This is a genomic window from Alphaproteobacteria bacterium, from assembly GCA_041396705.1.
Classification (GTDB): Bacteria; Pseudomonadota; Alphaproteobacteria; order CALKHQ01; family CALKHQ01; genus CALKHQ01.
This window is the reverse complement of record JAWKYB010000008.1, coordinates 147,015-164,846: the sequence shown is the minus strand read 5'-3', so window position 1 is coordinate 164,846 and position 17,832 is coordinate 147,015. Positions and strand designations below refer to the sequence as shown.

At 69.7% G+C, this 17,832-nt stretch carries 16 protein-coding genes; 8 read left to right on the top strand and 8 right to left on the bottom strand.

Features of this window, described 5'->3' with window-relative positions; translation table 11 throughout:
• Positions 1-7: 7 nt before the first annotated feature.
• The 4 genes from araD to R3F55_13195 all read right to left on the bottom strand — a co-directional run bounded on the left by araD (position 8) and on the right by R3F55_13195 (position 4,816).
• Positions 8-1,813 (bottom strand): L-arabinonate dehydratase, encoded by a 1,806-nt coding sequence (gene araD, locus R3F55_13210; protein ID MEZ5668371.1) that lies wholly within the window; start codon positions 1,811-1,813, stop codon positions 8-10.
• Between the two features lie 167 nt (positions 1,814-1,980).
• Entirely contained in the window at positions 1,981-2,376 is a 396-nt protein-coding gene (locus tag R3F55_13205) for a hypothetical protein (GenBank protein ID MEZ5668370.1), read from the bottom strand.
• A 324-nt stretch (positions 2,377-2,700) separates the two neighbouring features.
• On the bottom strand, positions 2,701-4,008 hold the full coding sequence (locus R3F55_13200) for a hypothetical protein (GenBank protein MEZ5668369.1): 1,308 nt from the start codon (positions 4,006-4,008) through the stop codon (positions 2,701-2,703).
• Positions 4,009-4,480: 472 nt separating this feature from the next.
• Positions 4,481-4,816 (bottom strand): hypothetical protein, encoded by a 336-nt coding sequence (locus tag R3F55_13195; protein ID MEZ5668368.1) that lies wholly within the window; start codon positions 4,814-4,816, stop codon positions 4,481-4,483.
• Between the two features lie 1,606 nt (positions 4,817-6,422).
• Between R3F55_13195 and R3F55_13190 the strand changes: the two genes are divergently transcribed.
• Positions 6,423-6,602: a hypothetical protein gene (locus R3F55_13190; protein MEZ5668367.1), complete on the top strand. Its 180-nt coding sequence runs from the start codon at positions 6,423-6,425 to the stop codon at positions 6,600-6,602.
• 274 nt (positions 6,603-6,876) lie between these two features.
• Complete coding sequence (locus R3F55_13185; GenBank protein MEZ5668366.1) at positions 6,877-7,119, top strand: Fic family protein; 243 nt, start codon at positions 6,877-6,879, stop codon at positions 7,117-7,119.
• Between the two features lie 20 nt (positions 7,120-7,139).
• On the opposite strand, the gene ade is transcribed toward R3F55_13185, so the two are convergent.
• Entirely contained in the window at positions 7,140-8,891 is a 1,752-nt protein-coding gene (gene ade, locus R3F55_13180; GenBank protein ID MEZ5668365.1) for an adenine deaminase, read from the bottom strand.
• Between the two features lie 101 nt (positions 8,892-8,992).
• On the opposite strand from ade, the gene R3F55_13175 reads away from it, so the two are divergent.
• The gene (locus tag R3F55_13175) at positions 8,993-9,199 is read left to right on the top strand and encodes a hypothetical protein (protein ID MEZ5668364.1); all 207 of its coding nucleotides are present in this window, start codon (positions 8,993-8,995) and stop codon (positions 9,197-9,199) included.
• 71 nt (positions 9,200-9,270) lie between these two features.
• Positions 9,271-10,053 carry a DUF3108 domain-containing protein gene (locus tag R3F55_13170; protein MEZ5668363.1) on the top strand — a complete coding sequence of 261 codons (783 nt, stop codon included), beginning with the start codon at positions 9,271-9,273 and terminating at the stop codon, positions 10,051-10,053.
• Positions 10,054-10,056: 3 nt separating this feature from the next.
• Here the strand turns inward: R3F55_13170 and R3F55_13165 are convergent, their stop codons facing one another.
• Positions 10,057-10,755: an HAD-IA family hydrolase gene (locus tag R3F55_13165; GenBank protein ID MEZ5668362.1), complete on the bottom strand. Its 699-nt coding sequence runs from the start codon at positions 10,753-10,755 to the stop codon at positions 10,057-10,059.
• Between the two features lie 101 nt (positions 10,756-10,856).
• Here R3F55_13165 and glmU point away from each other — a divergent pair, with 101 nt between their 5' ends.
• The 4 genes from glmU to R3F55_13145 all read left to right on the top strand — a co-directional run bounded on the left by glmU (position 10,857) and on the right by R3F55_13145 (position 15,533).
• Complete coding sequence (gene glmU / locus R3F55_13160; protein MEZ5668361.1) at positions 10,857-12,254, top strand: bifunctional UDP-N-acetylglucosamine diphosphorylase/glucosamine-1-phosphate N-acetyltransferase GlmU; 1,398 nt, start codon at positions 10,857-10,859, stop codon at positions 12,252-12,254.
• 3 nt (positions 12,255-12,257) lie between these two features.
• Entirely contained in the window at positions 12,258-14,075 is a 1,818-nt protein-coding gene (gene glmS / locus R3F55_13155; protein MEZ5668360.1) for a glutamine--fructose-6-phosphate transaminase (isomerizing), read from the top strand.
• Between the two features lie 11 nt (positions 14,076-14,086).
• Positions 14,087-14,815, top strand: a complete 729-nt coding sequence (locus tag R3F55_13150) for an HAD family hydrolase (GenBank protein MEZ5668359.1) — start codon at positions 14,087-14,089, stop codon at positions 14,813-14,815.
• A 106-nt stretch (positions 14,816-14,921) separates the two neighbouring features.
• Positions 14,922-15,533 (top strand): DedA family protein, encoded by a 612-nt coding sequence (locus tag R3F55_13145; protein MEZ5668358.1) that lies wholly within the window; start codon positions 14,922-14,924, stop codon positions 15,531-15,533.
• Between the two features lie 76 nt (positions 15,534-15,609).
• Here the strand turns inward: R3F55_13145 and R3F55_13140 are convergent, their stop codons facing one another.
• Together R3F55_13140 and R3F55_13135 are read right to left on the bottom strand one after the other, a co-directional pair.
• A complete protein-coding gene (locus tag R3F55_13140; protein ID MEZ5668357.1) occupies positions 15,610-16,068 on the bottom strand; it encodes a nuclear transport factor 2 family protein in 459 nt (152 codons plus the stop codon).
• Between the two features lie 82 nt (positions 16,069-16,150).
• Complete coding sequence (locus R3F55_13135) at positions 16,151-17,824, bottom strand: FAD-dependent oxidoreductase (protein MEZ5668356.1); 1,674 nt, start codon at positions 17,822-17,824, stop codon at positions 16,151-16,153.
• Between the last annotated feature and the right edge of the window lie 8 nt (positions 17,825-17,832).

Sequence of the window (17,832 nt, the reverse complement as noted above, 5' to 3'; positions counted from 1 at the left end):
TTGCACCTCAGTGGCTTTCGCGCGGGGTCGGGGCGCCGGACCTGCCGACCAGGAAGTCGAGGTCGGCGCCGCGGTCGGCCTGCAGCACGTGGTCGACATAGAGCTTGTGATAGCCGCGCGGCCAGTCGATGTCGGGCTTGGTCCAGGCGGCCTTGCGGCGGGCCAGCTCCTCGTCCGAGACGCCCAGGCTCAGGGTGCGGTTCGGCACGTCCAGCGTGACCATGTCGCCGTTGCGCACCAGCGCCAGCGGGCCGCCGACCGCGGCTTCCGGCGCCGTATGCAGCACCACGGTGCCATAGGCGGTGCCGGACATGCGGGCGTCGGAGACGCGGACCATGTCGGTGACGCCCTGCTTCAGCACCTTCTCCGGCAGCCGCATGTTGCCGACCTCGGCCATGCCGGGATAGCCCTTCGGCCCGCAGTTCTTCAGCACCATCACGCAGGTCGGGTCGATATCCAGGTCCGGATCGTCGACCCGCGCCTTGTAGTCGTCGATGTCCTCGAACACCACGGCGCGGCCGGTGTGGGTCATCAGCGCCGGCGTCGCCGCCGACGGCTTGATCACCGCGCCGTTGGGGGCGAGGTTGCCGCGCAGCACGGCGATGCCGGCATTCGGCATCAGCGGCGCGTCGAACGGCTTGATCACGTCCGGGTTCCAGTTGTGGGCGTCGGCGATGTTCTCGCCCATGGTCAGGCCGTTGACCGTCAGCGCGTCGTCGTGCAGCAGGCCGCGGTCGCTGAGCGCCTTCAGCACCACCGGCAGGCCGCCGGCATAGTAGAAATCCTCCATCAGATAGTCGCCCGACGGCATCAGGTTGACCATGCAGGGCACGTCGTGGCCGAGCCGGTCCCAGTCGTCCAGCGTCAGGTCGACGCCGACGCGGCCGGCGATGGCGAGCAGATGGATCACGGCGTTGGTCGAGCCGCCGATGCCGCCGTTGGTGCGGATCGCGTTCTCGAACGCCTTGCGGGTCAGGATCTGCGAGATGCGCACGTCGTCGCGCACCATCTCGACGATCCGCCGCCCGACCATGTGGGCGAGCACATAGCGCCGGCTGTCGGCGGCGGGAATGGCCGCGTTGGTCGGCAGGCCGATGCCCAGCGCCTCGACCATCGAGGCCATCGTCGAGGCGGTGCCCATGGTCATGCAGTGGCCGTGGCTGCGCGACATCGCGCTCTCGGCCTCCATGAACTCGGCCACGCTCATCTGGCCGGCCTTCACCATCGCGTCGTATTTCCACACGCTGGTGCCGGAGCCGACCCGCTCGTTGCGGTAATAGCCGTTCAGCATCGGCCCGCCCGACAGCGCGATGGTCGGCAGGTCGCAGCTGGCCGCGCCCATCAGCAGCGCCGGCGTGGTCTTGTCGCAGCCGACCAGCAGCACCACCCCGTCGATCGGGTTGGCGCGGATCGATTCCTCGGCATCCATCGCGGCCAGGTTGCGGAACAGCATCGCCGTCGGCCGCATCATGATCTCGCCGGTCGAGGTGACCGGGAATTCCAGCGGGAAGCCGCCGGCCTCGAAGATGCCGCGCTTCACCCGGTCGGCCAGCTGGCGGAAATGGGCGTTGCAGGGATTGGTCTCGGACCAGGTGTTGCAGATGCCGATCACCGGCCGGCCGTCGAACAGGTGGTTCGGCAGCCCCTGGTTCTTCATCCACGACCGGTGGGTGAAGCCGTCCTTGTCCAGCTTGCCGAACCATTCGGTCGACCGCAGCCCGCCGTCGCGCGCGCGGGTGCTGGTGAAGTCGCGGTCATAGCGGACGCGCTCGTTGGCCGGCCTCTTGGAATTCGGCGTGCTGTCGTCGGGCATCGTGGCTTTCCTCCGGTCGCCGGCGCTTCGCTCTCGCCGGCCACAGACGTTCACCACTCCCGGCGAGCCGCGTCAAGTACGGCGCGGCGACATCGCGCGGCACCGGGACATCCGGCCGCCGCCCGATGCCGGATGGCGGCCGGCGGGGTTCGCCCGCGCCCGCGCGGTCAGCGCGGCTGCTGCGGAAACGGGCCGCGCGCCAGGCCGGGTGCCAGCAGCAACCCGCCGTTGGGCAGGAAGAAGGCGGTGGGCCCGTCCAGGGTGCCCCCCGGAGTCAGGACACTGCCGTCGTCCGGATTGTAGATGTAGGTGTTGCCGGTTCGATCGGTGATGACGAACACCAATGCCGGCAGGTTGTTGCCGGTGAACTCCCTGATCGTGGCCGCCTCGACCACACGTGCACCGGCCAGCAGCCCCAGATAGACCTGCAGCACGAAGCCTTCGAGCGTGCGCTGCCCCGGCGTCGGCTTCTTGTCTTGGTCGTCGCCCGAACCGGCCCGGACGGGACCGTCGCTGCCGTTGAAGGCCAGCAGGGAGGCCAGCGAGAAATTCTGCGCTTCCATCGGTCAATTCCTTTCCAGCTGTGGGTCGGTCGCGCGGCCATGCGCGGCCCGTTCACCGCCGCGGGCCGAACCCGCGCCGATGGCCGGTCGAGCAAGGGCGGCAGCGGCGAATATTCGAGGCTGCGCAACAACGGCCGCCGATCTCGACAGACGATACGGTTACGCGCCGGGAAGAATTTGGGATCAGGAAGAAACAAATTCGGCTATCGAAAATCGTGACGACGGTCACTATCGGGTTTTACTGTGATACGGCTCACGGCGGTGCATCGGTCGCTGTGGACCCGCGCTCCGGCCACAGTACGGCGTGCGGCGTGCGGCGCGCGGCTACGGCCGGAACGGACGCGGCGCGTCGGGCCGGTTCTGCGGTGCGCCGACGGCCAGGCCGCCGAGATAGGCCAGCCCGCCGGCGGCCAGCTGGCGCAGGGCGACGCGCGAGCCGACGTTGACCGCCGCCACCGCCACGCTGCGCCGGGCCATCGCCTCGCCCAGCTTCGCGGCGCGGCCGACGCTGCCCGCGTCCATGTCGGCGTCGGCGAAGTCGAGGCTGACGATGCCGATGCCGGCGGCGGCGAACAGCTCCGCCCGCCGGACCAGCGTCTGCAGCGTCGGGCATTCCGCCATCGGGATCGAGGCGGCGAGCCCGCGCACCCACTGGGTCAGCCCGCCGGTGATCTCGGCCAGCCGGCCTTCGGGGATGCCGTCGGGGAACGCGTCCAGGTGCAGCGTCAGCAGCCGGGCGAACCGGCGCGGCACCGCCGCCAGGAAGGCCTTCAGCTCGGCCCGGCTGGCGCGGCCGGCCAGCGTCTCGAAATGGACCGAGGTCATGATGTTGACCCGGCCGCCGCCGTCGCAGACCTTCTTCAGCGCGAACAGGCATTCCTCGATCGCGTGGCTGTCAAGCCGGTTGATCGCCGGCGTTTCCGGCGCCGGCCCCAGCACGTCGTAGCCGGTCTCGCCCAGCATGCCGACGCCGCGTCGCGGCCGGCAGACATAGCTGGCGATGCGGCCCTCGCGGACGTGACACACCGGCAGGTAGTCGTAGACGACGGACTCGTCCTCGGCGTCGCCCAGCATCTCCAGCAGGTTGGTGCGCCGCGCCGCCCGCGCGACGTCGGAGAACATCGAGCCGCCCTGCACCGGCGGGGCCGTGGTCTCGATCTCGTCGTCCCAGACCAGCTCGTCGGCCGCGCCGGCCAGGTCGGGGTCGACGCTGCGGTCGTCGACCACGCGCTCGGCGAACACCTCGGTGGCGGTGCGCAGCTGCACCCGGCCCTGGCCCTTCTCGCCGAACAGCCGCTTCTCCAGCGTGTCGACCAGCCGCTTGCAGCGCCCGGCCAGGTCCTCGACCCGGCCGTCGCTGAAGATCAGCAGATACTGGTCGTCGCTGAGATGGACGCACAGGTCCTGCGGCGGCAGCACTTCGCGCGCCACCGCCGCGGTGGCGGCGTGCACCACCGCGCGCTTCGCCCGCCAGCGCGAATTGCCCAGCACCTCCTTCACCGTGTCGAGGAACAGGAAGTAGATGCGGTTGAGCGTGACCGCGACGTCGCGGGCCGAGGCATGGTCCTGCGCGGCGGCCAGCACGTCGCCCAGCGTGGCCATGCGGATCGGGGCGTGGTCGATGCTATCCAAGTGCGGCTCCGGCCTGGTGCGGCTGCGCGGTGGCTGCGGCCCGCCGTCCCCACCCCCGCCCACGCGGGAGCGGACGGGCGGGCGCGACGCGGCCGGCCGCAATCCTAGCCGCGGGCGATTAACCCCGGCCTAACCTCGCTTGTCGCTGCGTTGGCGATCCCGCACCGTCGTGCCGGCGCGGCCCGGTTCGGCTACTCGCCGACCGCCTTCACCGACGGCGCCACCGCCGGATCGTAGGACAGGCCGGCCATCACCGAACCCAGGCACGCGCACAGGATCATGCTGAAGACCAGCAAAGCGCGCATGGCCCCGTCTCCCGTTGCGTCGGCGCAACCCCTGCGCCGGTGATCGTCAGGTGGGAAGCGGTTGCGGCGGAAATGCGGCAATGCGGTGACGCCGCGCACACAATTGGCGGGGCCAAGCCGGGCAGGCCGCGCGGCCAGGCCTCGACCGGCCTGGCCGCGCCCGGCCGTCAGCGGTTCGGCGACGGGGTCCGCGGCTGTGCCGGCACGTCGGCCGTCAGTTGCGGCGGGATCGTGCGCAGGTCGAAGCGGCGGATCTCGGGCAACGTCGGCGCGGTCAGCTGCAGCGGCAGTGCAAATTCGTCGCTGTCGCAGATCAGCTTGGTCTCGAGCCAGGAGTTCTCGGAGCAGACGACGTCGTCCGAACCCTCTTCCCAGCAGGCCAGGCAGGTGCCGTCGTTGTCGCAGACGATGTCGCCGCAGGGATCGCTGTTGATCGCGAAGGCGGGGCCGCCGGCAAGCGCGGGGCCGAGCACGGCGACGGCGATGGTGAGACGCTTCAGCATGATGTCCTCCTTCGGTTCCGGATCATGGCAAAACTATGTCGCCCCGGCGCATCGATCGGTTCATGCGGAAAGACGGTCGATGGCCGGGCGAGGGGAGGTCAGCCGGACGCGACTGCGGGTGCCGGGGTCGCAAGTGCGTGCTGCGCCGGCGCCGCTGTGCGGTGTGCAGCCGATCCGGGCTGACCCAAGAAAAGTGCAGTGGCCCCGTAATCTGGCGGCGGGAAGCAAGTGAGTTGCCCATAGTGTCCCCGGAATTGCGGAATTTTGCGGGGAAGGCGTTGCGGGGGGTGGTCCGTGGCATTCTTGGGTTGGCTGATGGAGAACTGTGCAGCCCACGTACCGAAATGCGAGTCCGCTCAGGCGTGCACCGCCGGCGACGATACGGGCGGCCGCATCGTTCGCGGCTCATCAGCGAGGTGCCGGTCCTCGGTGCCCGAGAGGTACTCGGAGGCAACCAGATCTTAATGAAAGCGGAAGGCCTGACCAGTTTCTGAACGAGTGTCGATCCTTCGTAATAATGGCGTCCTGACCGAAGAGAGAGCGGTTGTCGAGATGTCCAAATTTGTGTAATTTCGCGTTGTCCCTCATCACAAATTACCGATTTTCACACCGCCGAGATCGGCACGCCTTCTGTATCGAAATAGGTAGCACGTATATGTGCTGAACTCGAACCAGTCATCCCAATTGTCGGTCCAGAGATAGCCAATATGCGCCCATCCGCAGGGTTCGCCGTTAGGAATGACGAAAGCGCATTCGATTCTTGCTATTTCTGTTGACAGTTCAATTCGGTCGAGACGCCGCAGGCGTCACCAACCATTTAGGTTGAGCCCCTCGCGGCGTCGAAAATCAGGACGTCGATGCAGTCACGGTCCACGCACGTTGAAACTGCCATAGCGTTACTTTGCGTCCCTGCCGCGCAGAGTGATAGTCATCAACGGCTGAAATCCCGCTTAATTGCCAATTCATTGAGGACGATAATCCAAAGGAATGGAAAATCTTGATCATCAGTTGTATATGATCGCGGAAGCACAAAATTTCATAGAATCGAGCGGATGAGGTCTTCAGGGAAAGTTCCAGTTTGACACAAGTTATTCACGTATTATGATCTGTCCGTTGGTGGTGGCGCCGAGTCTTCGTCTTGCCTGTAATGCCACAGAACTGCTCAAATTGGGGGATTTCCGATGGCAAGCTTTTCACGCCAAAATGTTCGATACCGTTGAAACACGCCTGGAACAAGCAATATCGAAGTCAGTTGGAGATCGAAAGGACATCAAAATTTTGCACTTTACCACAGGGATTCGCTGCTGTAGCAACGCAGAGTCGATGAGAGAAATCATCTCTGGGCTTAGACGGCCGTCTTCTTGTAGCTGGCGAATGTTCATGGGCTCAGGCGGTTTACCAACGCCTCGTGGAATTCATCCAACTGACAGAAGACGCCTCATTTCACGGAGACCTTCCGGCTTCCTTCAAGGCGGTCGTGCGCATGAATTCGCGGCGAATTACCGCCTTCAAACGATGCCCGTGAATTCTGGGACATATCAACCGGCTCCGCATTTGCTGATCATGCGTGTTCGGCCTCTGCGACGGCCGGTGTGAGAAAGGCCGGATGATCAATCTCTCGCCCATGGATCGCAAGGAACATGTGCCGCTGAGCGAGGCCGATGCGGAGGCTGAGGCGAACCTCATCGAGGGCCTGTGCCTGACCGAGGACGAGAGGTCTTTCTTTGCGGCGCTCGACGGAGAGGCGCTGTCGCCCGAGGAGCGGATCAGCGGGTGTGGGCCATGAGCTGCGCGGCCTTCGCCCGAGTGCCGCGGCGGAGTGACCGATCCGTACTGCCCGGGGATGTCCTCAGGACTTGCCGACCTGCACGACCCACCTGGCTCGCTTCGAGCCTGATACCTATGCCGCATACCGAGTGTCGCCTCATCTCGATGGGCATTTCATCACTGGATTGTACGCCGGGCCACTGCCTCTCTACATCGGTGCGGTGCCAGTTATTTTGCCGGGCGGTCAACCTTGAGCGGAACCGAAAGCGTCCCCGCGAACGAGACCCTGACCGATAGGGGCCCTTCGCCGTCAGGGCCGCGGTCACGCCGGCGAGATCAACGCGCTTCATCCCTTCCGCGATGGAAATGGCCGCACTCTGCGTCTGTTCCTGAAACTGTGGGCGCAGCGGAACGGCTACGTCCTTGCGATACGCCGGATCGCTGTCTGGTTCGAGGCCTCCGTCGCGCGCTTCGAGCGACAGGACTACCGAGGCTTGCAGGACATCATCGCCGGCGCGCTGAGGGAACTGTGCTGAGCGCCTTCGGATTCTTCCCCTCAAGCCGCCACCAGCTCGAACCGATCCACGTCCACCAGCCCGCGGTCGGTGATCTTCAGGTGCGGGATCACCGCCAGCGGCAGGAAGGCCATCTGCAGGAACGGCTCGGCCAGCGGGCAGCCGAGGGCCTTCACCGCGGCGCGCAGCCGGCGCAGGCCGTCGGCGACCTCCTCGAACGGGCGGTCGGACATCAGGCCGGCGACCGGCAGCGGCACCTCGCCGACCACGCCGTCGCCGGCGACGGCGACGAAGCCGCCCTCGATCTCGATCAGGCGGTTGACGGCGCGGGCCATCTCGGCGGGGTCGGCGCCGACGACGATGACGTTGTGGCTGTCGTGGCCGACCGAGCTGGCCAGCGCGCCGCGGGCCAGGCCCATGCCCTGGACGAAGCCGCGGCCGACGTTGCGGTTGTGGCCGTGCCGCGACAGCACGCAGACATGCAGGATGTCGCGGGCCGGATCGGCGCGGCGCAGGCCGCCGAAGGCCGGCAGCTCCAGCCGGCGGTGCTCGGTCACCACCTGGCCGGGGACGATGCCGATCACCGGCACGGTGCCGCCGCTGCCATGTGTGCCGCTGCCGGTCGCCGCGGCCGGCGTGGCGAACACCGCGGGCGTCACCGGGTCGAGCCTGATCGAGCGGCGGCCGACGGCGGCCGGCGCCGGCCGGCCGTCGAACAGCGCCGGCGTCACCGGCGTGCCGGCGCGGATCACCTGGCGCACGGCGCAGGCGTGCAGGTCGTCGAGCAGCACCAGGTCGGCGCGCCAGCCCGGCGCGATCAGCCCGCGGTCGGCGAGCCCGAAGCCGCGCGCGGCCGACCACGAGGCGGCGCGATAGACCGCGGCCGGGTCGGCGCCGTGGGCGATGGCGGTGCGGATCAGGTGGTCGACATGACCCTCCTCGGCGATGTCGAGCGGGTTGCGGTCGTCGGTGCAGAAGGCGAGGAACGGCGCCGTCACCGGGTCGATCAGCGGGGTCAGGGTGACCACGTCCTTGCACGCGCTGCCGTCGCGGATCAGCACCTGCATGCCCTTGCGCAGCTTCTCGCGTCCCTCCTCCAGGCCGGTGCTTTCGTGGCAGTTGCGGATGCCGCAGGCGGCATAGGCGTTGAGTTCGCGCCCGCCGACCAGCGGGGCGTGGCCGTCGATGTGGCCGCCGCTGAAGGCGCTGAGCTTCTCCAGCACTGCCTCGTCCTTGGCGAACACGCCGGGGAAGTTCATGAACTCGGCCAGCCCGATCACCTTGGGGTGGTCGCGGTGGCGCAGCAGGTCGGCGGCGTCGAGCCGGGCGCCGGAGGTCTCCAGGTCGGTCGCCGGCACGCAGCTTGACAGCTGCACCCGCAGGTCCATCGCCAGCCCCTCGCTGGCCGACAGGAAATAGCCGAGGCCCGCCTCGCCCAGCACGTTGGCGATCTCGTGCGGGTCGCAGATCGCGGTGGTGGTGCCCTTCGGCAGCACGCAGCGGTCGAACTCCAGCGGCGTGATGCAGCAGGACTCGACGTGGACGTGGGTGTCGATGAACCCCGGCACGACCACGGCGTCGCGGCCGTCGATCTCCACCGCGCCGCGATAGTCCGCATAGGTGCCGACGATGGTGTCGCCGCAGATGGCGATGTCGCCACGGTCGAGTTCGCCGGTGGCGACGTTGAGGAAGCGCGCGCCGCGGATCACCAGGTCGGCCTCCGCGCGGCCCAGCGCCTGGTCGATCCGCCTGTCCAGTTCCTGCCTGCTCACCCGCTTCGGCTGTACGGCCATGGCCTGCTCCCGCTGTTGCCGGCCAAGTCTAGTGCGAATCCCGCGCCGGCGCAGCGCGCTTTCGCCTTGACCGGGCGCGGGCGGCGCGGCATGGCACGGCGATGACCGAGACGCCGAAGTCCGCTGCCGCGCTGCGCCGCGAGCGCCAGGCGGCGGCGCTGCGTGCCAACCTGCGCCGCCGCAAGGCCCCGGGGCGCGCCGACACCGGGCGCGCCGACGCCGCCGACGGCCCGTCGGGCCGCGCGTCCGGCAGCACGCCCGGCCGGGACGATGGCGGCGACGACAGCGGGGATTCGCCGGCCGGCTGACGCCGCCACATTTCCGCACCATTTCCGCCGCACTGTTGCGCCACCCCCCAACTGGAAACGAGTTGAGCGCAATGACCCTGCTGCGATTGCCGGCCGCCGCCATCGGCTGCTGCCTCCTGCCCGCGGCGGCCTGGGCCGACGGCCTGGCGCTGTCCTACGACGTCTATGCCGGCGGCACCCGCGCGGTGGAGATGCAGGCGCGGATCGAGGTCGCGCCCGGCAGCTACCGGCTGGACGCGGCGCTGGACCTGGTCGGCGTCTATGCCGTGTTCAGCGAATGGCACATGGACGTCTCCGCCAACGGGCTGACCGCCGGCGGCGCGGTGGTGCCGGCCGGCTTCGTCAAGTCGAGCGAGGACGGCGAGCGCTGGGCGCGCATCGCCTATGCCGACGGCGTCATCGCCGACGCGCAGGGCAACCCCTCGCCGGCGGCGGAGGACACCAGCACGGTGCCGGCCGCGGTCAAGGCCGCCGCGATCGATCCGCTCAGCGGCATCGTCGCGCTGCTGCTGCAGGTCGGCGCCGCCAACGCCTGCGGCGGCACCCAGGTGCTGTACGACGGCAAGTCCTATTTCACCGTGACCGCGGTCGACCGCGGGCCGGGCGAGGCGCCGGGCTCGCGCTACGGCGCCTATTCCGGGCCGGCGATCCTGTGCCGGATCACGGTCGACGACGGCGCCGCCTATGGCCGGGTCGACGACGATCCGCGGGTGGCCGACATCTTCCTGGCCCAGCCGGTGGCCGGCGCGCCGTTCGTGCCGGTGCGGATCGAGACCGAGACCAATTACGGCGCTGTGCGCGTGCACCTGACCGGCTTCACGCCGTTCGTCGGCGAGACGGCGCAGGCGCAGTAGCGCTCAGGCCGGCAGCAGGCCGGCGGCCAGCGCCGGCAACTCGTCGAACGCCTTGATCACGGTCTCCGGCCCGGCGGCAAGCGCGCCCTGCAGGCCGTAGCCGTAGGCGACGACGATGCAGCGCACGCCGGCGCCGGAGGCGGCGCGCACATCGTTGGCGCTGTCGCCGACCATCAGCGCGCGCGCCGGCGGCTGGCCGAGCCGGTCGAGCATGCCCTGCACATGGGCACGGTCGGGCTTGCGCGCGCCGAAGCTGTCGCTGCCGCCGACGGTGGCGAAGCGGCCGCCGATGCCGAGCTGGTCGAGCAGCTGCGCCGCCATCGCCTCGGTCTTGTTGGTGCAGACGGCCAGCGCGAAGCCGGCCTCGGCCAGCCGCGCCAGCGTCTCCGCCACGCCGGGGTAGAGCGCGGAGCCGCGGTGGCCGCGGGCCTCGTAGAGCGCGCGGAAGCGCAGCGCGTGGCGGGCCGCTTCCTCGGGTCCGGCGGGGCGGATGCCGCCGGCCGCGATCACCCGCGCGGCCAGCGCCAGCAGCCCGTCGCCGACCATCGCCTGCACCCGCTCCACCGCCAGCCGCGGGCGGCCGTGCTGGGCCAGGAAGGCGTTGGCCGCGCCGGCCAGGTCGGGCAGCGTGTCGACCAGGGTTCCGTCCAGGTCGAACAGGATGGCACCTCGGCTGGACGGGGGCGGCGCGGCGGCGGGCATGGCGCAACACACGGTAACAAATATTGACTTTGGTCAAGCGCGGCGCGCATGGCAGCGTGCCGCGCCATGGAACGAGGCCGAATCGCCCGGGGCATGACAGCTTGACATCGACGCAGGAGTTCGCAGCGGTCGTGCTGGCCGCCGGCAAGGGCACGCGGATGCGCTCGGCGCAGCCCAAGGTGCTGCACCCGGTCGCCGGCCGGCCGATGATCGGCCACGTGCTGGCCGCCGTGCAGGCGCTCGGCCCGGCCCGGCTGGCGGTGGTGGTGGCGCCCGGCATGCAGGCGGTGACCGACGCGGTGGCGCCGGTGCGCACCGCGGTGCAGATCGAGGCGCGCGGCACCGCCGATGCGGTCAAGGCCGCGCTGGACGAGCTGTTCGGCTTCGCCGGCACCGTGATGGTGCTGTTCGGCGACACCCCGCTGATCAGCGGCGACACGCTGGCGCGGATGCTGGCGGCGCGCGCCGCCGCCGGCGACCCGGCCGTTGTGGTGCTGGGCTTCCGCCCGGCCGACCCGGCGCGTTACGGGCGCCTGATCCTGGGCGCCGGCGGCGACCTGGAGCGGATCGTCGAGGCGGCGGACCTGTCCGGCGCCGAGGCCGCGACCGACCTGTGCAATTCCGGCGTGATGGCGATCGACGGGCGCGTGCTGGCCCGCTACCTCGCCGCGATCGGCAACGCCAATGCCAAGGGCGAATACTACCTGACCGACATCGTCGCGGTGGCGCGGGCCGACGGCCGCCACGTCGCGGTGGTCGAGGCCGATGCGGTCGAGACCATGGGCGTCGACAGCCGCGCCGGGCTGGCCCGGGCCGAGGCCGCGATGCAGGCGCGGCTGCGCGCGGCGGCGATGGAGGCCGGCGTCACCCTGGTCGACCCGACCAGCGTGCATCTCAGCTTCGACACGCGGCTCGCGCCCGACGTGACGGTGGAGCCGCAGGTCTGGTTCGGTCCCGGCGTCAGCGTCGAGGCCGGCGCGCAGATCAAGGGCTTCAGCCACATCGAGGGCGCCCACGTCGGCGCCGGCGCCACGGTCGGGCCGTTCGCCCGGCTGCGGCCCGGGGCCGCGCTGGGCGCCAAGGCCAAGATCGGCAATTTCGTCGAGGTGAAGAGCGCGGCGATCGGCGCGGGCGCCAAGATCAGCCACCTGTCCTATGTCGGCGACGCCGAGATCGGCGCCGACGCCAACCTGGGCGCCGGCACCATCACCTGCAACTACGACGGCTATCTGAAGCACCGCACCGTGGTCGGCCGCGGCGCCTTCGTCGGCTCCAACACCGCGCTGGTCGCGCCGGTGACGGTGGGCGAAGGCGCCATCGTCGGCGCCGGCAGCACCATCACCCGCGACGTGCCCGCCGACGCGCTGGCGGTGGCGCGCGGCCGCCAGACCGAGATCGAGCAATACGCCCCGCGCTTCCGCGCCGAGCGGGCGGCGCGCAAGGCTCAAGGCCAGGCCCATGGTCAGGCCGGGGGCAGCGGTGGGGGCAAGGAGGGCTGAGAAATGTGCGGCATCATCGGCATCGTCGGCACCGCGCCGGCCGCGCCGCGGCTGGTCGAGGGGCTGCGCCGGCTGGAATATCGCGGCTATGACAGCGCCGGCATCGCCACGCTGAACAACGGCCACATCGACCGCCGCCGCGCGCCGGGCAAGCTCGACAACCTGGCCGCGGCGATCGAGGCCAGCCCGGTGGTCGGCGCCACCGGCATCGGCCACACCCGCTGGGCCACCCACGGCGCGCCGACCGAGAACAACGCCCATCCGCACGGCACCGACAAGGTGGCGCTGGTCCACAACGGCATCATCGAGAACTACATGGCGCTGCGCCGGCGGATGCAGGGCCACAACTTCGAGACCGACACCGACACCGAGGTGGTGGCGGTGATGCTGACCGACTGCCTGAACCGCGGCATGACGCCGGAACAGGCGACGCAGGCGACGCTGTCGGAGGTGGAGGGCGCCTTCGCGCTGGGCATGATCTTCGCCGGCCACAAGGGAAAGCTGATCTGCGCCCGCCGCGGCAGCCCGCTTGCCATCGGCTATGGCGACGGCGAGATGTTCATCGGCTCTGACGCGCTGGCGCTGGCGCCGCTGACCGACCGCATCACCTATCTGGACGAGGGCGACTGGGCGGTGGTCACCGCCGACGGCGCCGACATCCGCGACGCCGAGGGACGCCACGCGGTGCGCGAGGTCCGCCAGACCGCGCTGTCCGGCGCGCTGATCGGCAAGGGTAACCACCGCCATTTCATGGAGAAGGAGATCCACGAGCAGGCGGCGGTGATCGGCGACACGCTGCAGGCCTATGTCAACCCGGCCAGCCAGACGGTGGCGCTGCCGCCGCTGCCGTTCGACCTGGCCGCGGTGCCGAAGCTGACGCTCAGCGCCTGCGGCACCGCCTACTACGCCTGCATGGTGGCGAAATACTGGTTCGAACGCATCGCCCGGCTGCCGGTGGAGATCGACATCGCCTCCGAGTTCCGCTACCGCGAGGCGCCGATGCCGGAAGGCGGCGCCGCGCTGTTCGTCTCGCAGTCCGGCGAGACCGCCGACACGCTGGCCGCGCTGCGCTATTGCCGCGACGCCGGCCAGCACATCATGGCGGTGGTCAACGTGCCGGAAAGCTCGATCGCGCGGGCGGCCGACGTGGTGCTGCCGACCTATGCCGGGCCGGAGATCGGCGTCGCCTCGACCAAGGCCTTCACCACCCAGCTCACCGTGCTGGCGGCGCTGGCTGTGGCCGCGGCGCGGGCGCGCGGCGCGATCGACGCGGCCGGCGAGGCGCGGCTGACCCACGCGCTGGCCGAGCTGCCGGCGCGCATCGCCGAGGTGCTGAACCACGACGAGGCGATCCGCGCGGTCGCCGCCACGGTCGCCGAGGCGCGCGACGTGCTCTATCTCGGCCGCGGCGTCAGCTACCCGATCGCGATGGAGGGCGCGCTGAAGCTGAAGGAGATCAGCTACATCCACGCCGAGGGCTATGCCGCCGGCGAGATGAAGCACGGCCCGATCGCGCTGATCGACGAGCATGTGCCGGTGATCGTGATCGCGCCGCACGACGCCTGGTTCGACAAGACGCTGTCGAACGTGCAGGAGACGATCGCGCGCGGCGGCAAGGTGATCCTGTTCTCCGACCAGGAGGGCGTCGACCGGCTCGCCGGCCAGGCCGCGGCGGCCTTCGCGCTGCCCGCCGTCGACCAGCTGGCCGCGCCGATCCTCTATGCCATTCCGGTGCAGTTGCTGGCCTATCACACCGCGGTGCTGAAGGGCACCGACGTCGACCAGCCGCGCAACCTGGCCAAGAGCGTCACGGTGGAATAGGGCCGCCGCGCATGGCCGAACCGCTGCGCATCGCGATGTGGTCGGGACCGCGCAACCTGTCGACCGCGCTGATGCGCAGCTTCGGCGCGCGCGTCGACTGCGCCGTGGTCGACGAGCCGTTCTATGCCGCCTATCTGGCCGCGACCGGCCTCGACCATCCGATGCGCGACGCGGTGATCGCCGACGGCGAGACCGACCCGGACGCGGTGGTCGCCCGCTGCCTGGGCCCGGTGCCGGGCGGCCGGCCTGTGTTCTACCAGAAGCACATGTGCCACCACATGATCGCCGGGTTCCCGCGCGACTGGGTCGACCGCGTCGCCAACGTGTTCCTGATCCGCGACCCTGCCCATGTCGTCGCCAGCTATGCCGCCAAGCGCGAGAACCCGTCGCTGGCCGACATCGGCTTCGGCGCGCAGAAGGACCTGTTCGACCGGGTCGCGGATCGGCTGGGTGCGGCCCCGCCGGTGCTCGACGCCGGGCGGGTGCGCGCCGACCCACACGGCTGCCTGACCGCGTTGTGCGGCCGGCTGGGCATCGCGTTCGACGCGGCGATGCTGCACTGGCCGCCGGGGCCGCGGCCGGAGGACGGGGTCTGGGCCGCGCATTGGTACGGGGCGGTGCTCACCTCCACCGGGTTCGCACCGCCCGAGGCGCCGCCGCCGGCGCTGGACGGCGCCGCCGCCCGGCTGGCGGCGCAGGCGCGCCCCCTTTACGACGCGATGCTGGCCTTCGCGCTCTGATCCCCGCCGATACGGAATCGTCACGGACTCGGCGATGCGGGCCGTTCGATAAGCGCCTATATAGGGGCTGCGCCGCGAGTCGCGCCTGAAAGGACCCCGCCAGCCCATGGCCCTGCCCCGTTTCCTGCGCATCGGCGCGGCGGTCGAGTACTGCATGCACTACGCGGAGACGCGCAAGGCGCTGTATCTGCTCGGCATCGTCTCGGCACTGGAGAGCGCGATCCTGCCGATCCCGGTGGACGCGGCCGCGATCCCGATGATGGTGGTCAACAAGGCCCGGGTCTGGCTGGTCGCCACGGTCGCGGCGCTGACGTCGGTGTTCGGCGGTGTGATCGGCTATCTGATCGGCCTGCTGACCTACGACACGCTCGGCGTCTGGCTGATCGACCTCTACGGGCTGCAGGCCGGTTTCGCCGAGGTGCAGGCCGATTTCGCCGGCGACATCTGGAACGGCGCGCTGGCCATCCTGATCGGCGCGCTGACGCCGATTCCGTTCAAGCTGGTCTGCATCGCCGCCGGCTTCATGCAGTACGATTTCCCGATGTTCCTGCTGGTCTGCGCGGTCGGCCGCGGCGTGCGCTTCTTCGGCATGGCGGTGGTGTTCTACTTTTTCGGCCCGCCGCTGAAGGGACTGCTCGAGCGCAACAAGACCGAGTTCACGCTGTTGGTTGTCGTGGTGATCGTCGCCGGCTTCGTCGCGCTGAAATACGTGCTCTGAGCCGGCGCATCGGACGTCACCGCCGGCCGGCGAGGCCGGCGGTGACGAGCCGTCGGGCGGGTCTGCGTTTCGGGCTTCACCCCAGCCAGGGATAGCGACCGGTGTCCTTTCCGGCGTAGTCCGGGTCGAGATAGATGAAGCAGCGATGGATCTTCCAGTCGCGGATCTCGAACACGTCGCACCAGCGCCCGGCCCCGTGCTCGGGTTGGCCCGCCAACCATTTTCCGTCGCGGTGCTCGCCCTCGCTGGTGCCCTCGGCGACGACCAGGTCGCTGCCCGAGAAGATCCAGTTGAAGTGCGAGAAATGGTGCTTGATCGACTTCAGCGTGCCGCCGACGTCGCCGAACAGCTTGCCGATCTGCTCTTTGCCGGTGGCAACGCCCCACTTCGGGAAATAGACCTGGGCGTCGTCGGCGAACAGGTCGAGGATGCTGCCGCCGGTCGAGGTGACGCCGCCATTGTCGAATGCCTTCAAATATTCGAGCGCGACCGACTTGCGTTGCTCGTCGGTCATCGTCTGGGTGCACAGTGCCATGCTTTCCTCCTCCGGGTTGGACGGCCCGGCCAGCCGGCCGGCCGCCGTGGCTATGCGCGTTGGGCGCGGGCGGGATGTGGTCTCAGTTCGGCAGCTTCGGCGGTTCGGCGTGCGCTGCATTGGCCGCCAGATAGGCAAAGGCGATGATCGGGCCGAGGGTGGCGCCGCCGGCCCAGTAGGCCCGGGCCGAGGCCGAGGCGACGCAGTTGCCGACGCCGTAGAGCCCAGGGATCGGCGTGTCGCTGCCGTCGACGATCCTGCCGTCCGGCATCGTCTTCGGGCCGCCCTTGGTGTCGAGGTTGCCGCCGGTCAGCAGGGCCGCGTAGTAGGGCCCGCTGTCGCTGATCGGATACATCGTCGCGTTCGGCGCGGTGGGGGATTCGGCGACCGGGCCGTTGAACAGCTGCTCGACGATGCGGTCGCCCCGCTGGAAGTCGAGATCCTTGCCGGTCCGGGCGAATTCGTTGAAGCGCGCAATCGTTGCCTTCAGGTTCGCCGCGAAGTCGGCGGACGGCATCAGCCCGCCGGTACGGGCCTTGTACCGGCCCAGCCGCTCGCCGATCGCCCCGGCCAGGGCGTCGAGCGTGTCGCCCTTGATCACATGGCGGTCGTCGGTGCCTGCCGGCACGATGAACCGGCCGTACTCGTCCGAGGCGCAGTGATCCTGTGACCGCTGGTCCCAGATCGCGACCTGGACCAGGTTGGGATAGGAGCTGGTGGTCGGGTCCCACCGGAAGAACGACTGGGCGGACTCGTTGTAGGCCAGCTTCTCGTTGGTGGTACGCACGCCGTCCATGCTGACGTAGATCATCGAATCGCCGGACGGCGAGAAGGTGCCGATCAGGCCGGGGTCGTGCGCCAGGGCCTTTTCCAGGACGATCGGGCACATCCAGGCGTAGTTCATGTTCCGCATCGCGGCGCCGACCGCGCCGGCGATGTAGACCAGGTCGCCTTCGTTGGTGGTCGCCGCGCAGCCGCCCAGCACCGGTGCGCTGAGGTAGTTCTTGCGCAGCTCCTCGTCGTGGGTGAAGCCGCCGCTGGCGAAGATCACCGCCTTGCGTGCACCGAAGCGCCAGGCACGGCCGTCGCCGGTCTCCGCCTCCAGACCGACAACCGCGCCGGCGGAATTGACGATCAGCCGCTGGACCCGATGACCGGTGCGGATGTCGACGCCAGCCGCCTCCGCCGCTGCGGACATGGTGCGGATCGCGACCTCGCCGCCGTCGGACATGGATTCCCGCGCGCCTTTCGGCAACAGCACGCGGCCGGTCGGCGCCTTGTCCTCGGGCAGTTCGGCCCAGTAGTCCGGAACGGCGGCGCAGTGGCGGTACTCCAGTGCGCCCTTCGACGCCAGCAGTTCGGTCGCGACCGAGGCGTTGTCGTAGATGGCCTCATATTGAGCGTATTCCCACGGCGTCACGCCAAGATGCGGGTCCTCGGGGTTGTAGACCTCCGGCCGCGACAGCCGCGCCATGTAGCGCAGACAGTCCGCGCGCGGGTCGGCGGTGCCGGCGGCCCGCATCGCCTCGTTGTTCGGCACCCAGTACCAGAAGGCGGCCTTCTTCGTGGTGCCGCCCAGCACCGGCGCCTTCTCGAGCAGAAGCACCCTGTTGCCCTGCCACGCGCTGAACAGGGCGGAGGCGAGGCCACCCGCCCCGCCGCCGACCACCACCATGTCGAAACTGCCGTCATAAGGCCCGCGTGCCGCGGCCGGGCGCGGCGACCGCCGGGCGGCGATGGTCTGTTGCGTCGTCATCTGTGTCT

Bases quoted from the DNA above. Each gene is read 5' to 3' on its own strand.
- araD (MEZ5668371.1), bottom strand. From the start codon at position 1,813: ATGCCCGACGACAGCACGCCGAATTCCAAGAGGCCGGCCAACGAGCGC.
- R3F55_13205 (MEZ5668370.1), bottom strand. From the start codon at position 2,376: ATGGAAGCGCAGAATTTCTCGCTGGCCTCCCTGCTGGCCTTCAACGGC.
- R3F55_13195 (MEZ5668368.1), bottom strand. From the start codon at position 4,816: ATGCTGAAGCGTCTCACCATCGCCGTCGCCGTGCTCGGCCCCGCGCTT.
- R3F55_13190 (MEZ5668367.1), top strand. From the start codon at position 6,423: ATGATCAATCTCTCGCCCATGGATCGCAAGGAACATGTGCCGCTGAGC.
- ade (MEZ5668365.1), bottom strand. From the start codon at position 8,891: ATGGCCGTACAGCCGAAGCGGGTGAGCAGGCAGGAACTGGACAGGCGG.
- R3F55_13175 (MEZ5668364.1), top strand. From the start codon at position 8,993: ATGACCGAGACGCCGAAGTCCGCTGCCGCGCTGCGCCGCGAGCGCCAG.
- R3F55_13170 (MEZ5668363.1), top strand. From the start codon at position 9,271: ATGACCCTGCTGCGATTGCCGGCCGCCGCCATCGGCTGCTGCCTCCTG.
- R3F55_13165 (MEZ5668362.1), bottom strand. From the start codon at position 10,755: ATGCCCGCCGCCGCGCCGCCCCCGTCCAGCCGAGGTGCCATCCTGTTC.
- glmS (MEZ5668360.1), top strand. From the start codon at position 12,258: ATGTGCGGCATCATCGGCATCGTCGGCACCGCGCCGGCCGCGCCGCGG.
- R3F55_13150 (MEZ5668359.1), top strand. From the start codon at position 14,087: ATGGCCGAACCGCTGCGCATCGCGATGTGGTCGGGACCGCGCAACCTG.
- R3F55_13145 (MEZ5668358.1), top strand. From the start codon at position 14,922: ATGGCCCTGCCCCGTTTCCTGCGCATCGGCGCGGCGGTCGAGTACTGC.
- R3F55_13140 (MEZ5668357.1), bottom strand. From the start codon at position 16,068: ATGGCACTGTGCACCCAGACGATGACCGACGAGCAACGCAAGTCGGTC.
- R3F55_13135 (MEZ5668356.1), bottom strand. From the start codon at position 17,824: ATGACGACGCAACAGACCATCGCCGCCCGGCGGTCGCCGCGCCCGGCC.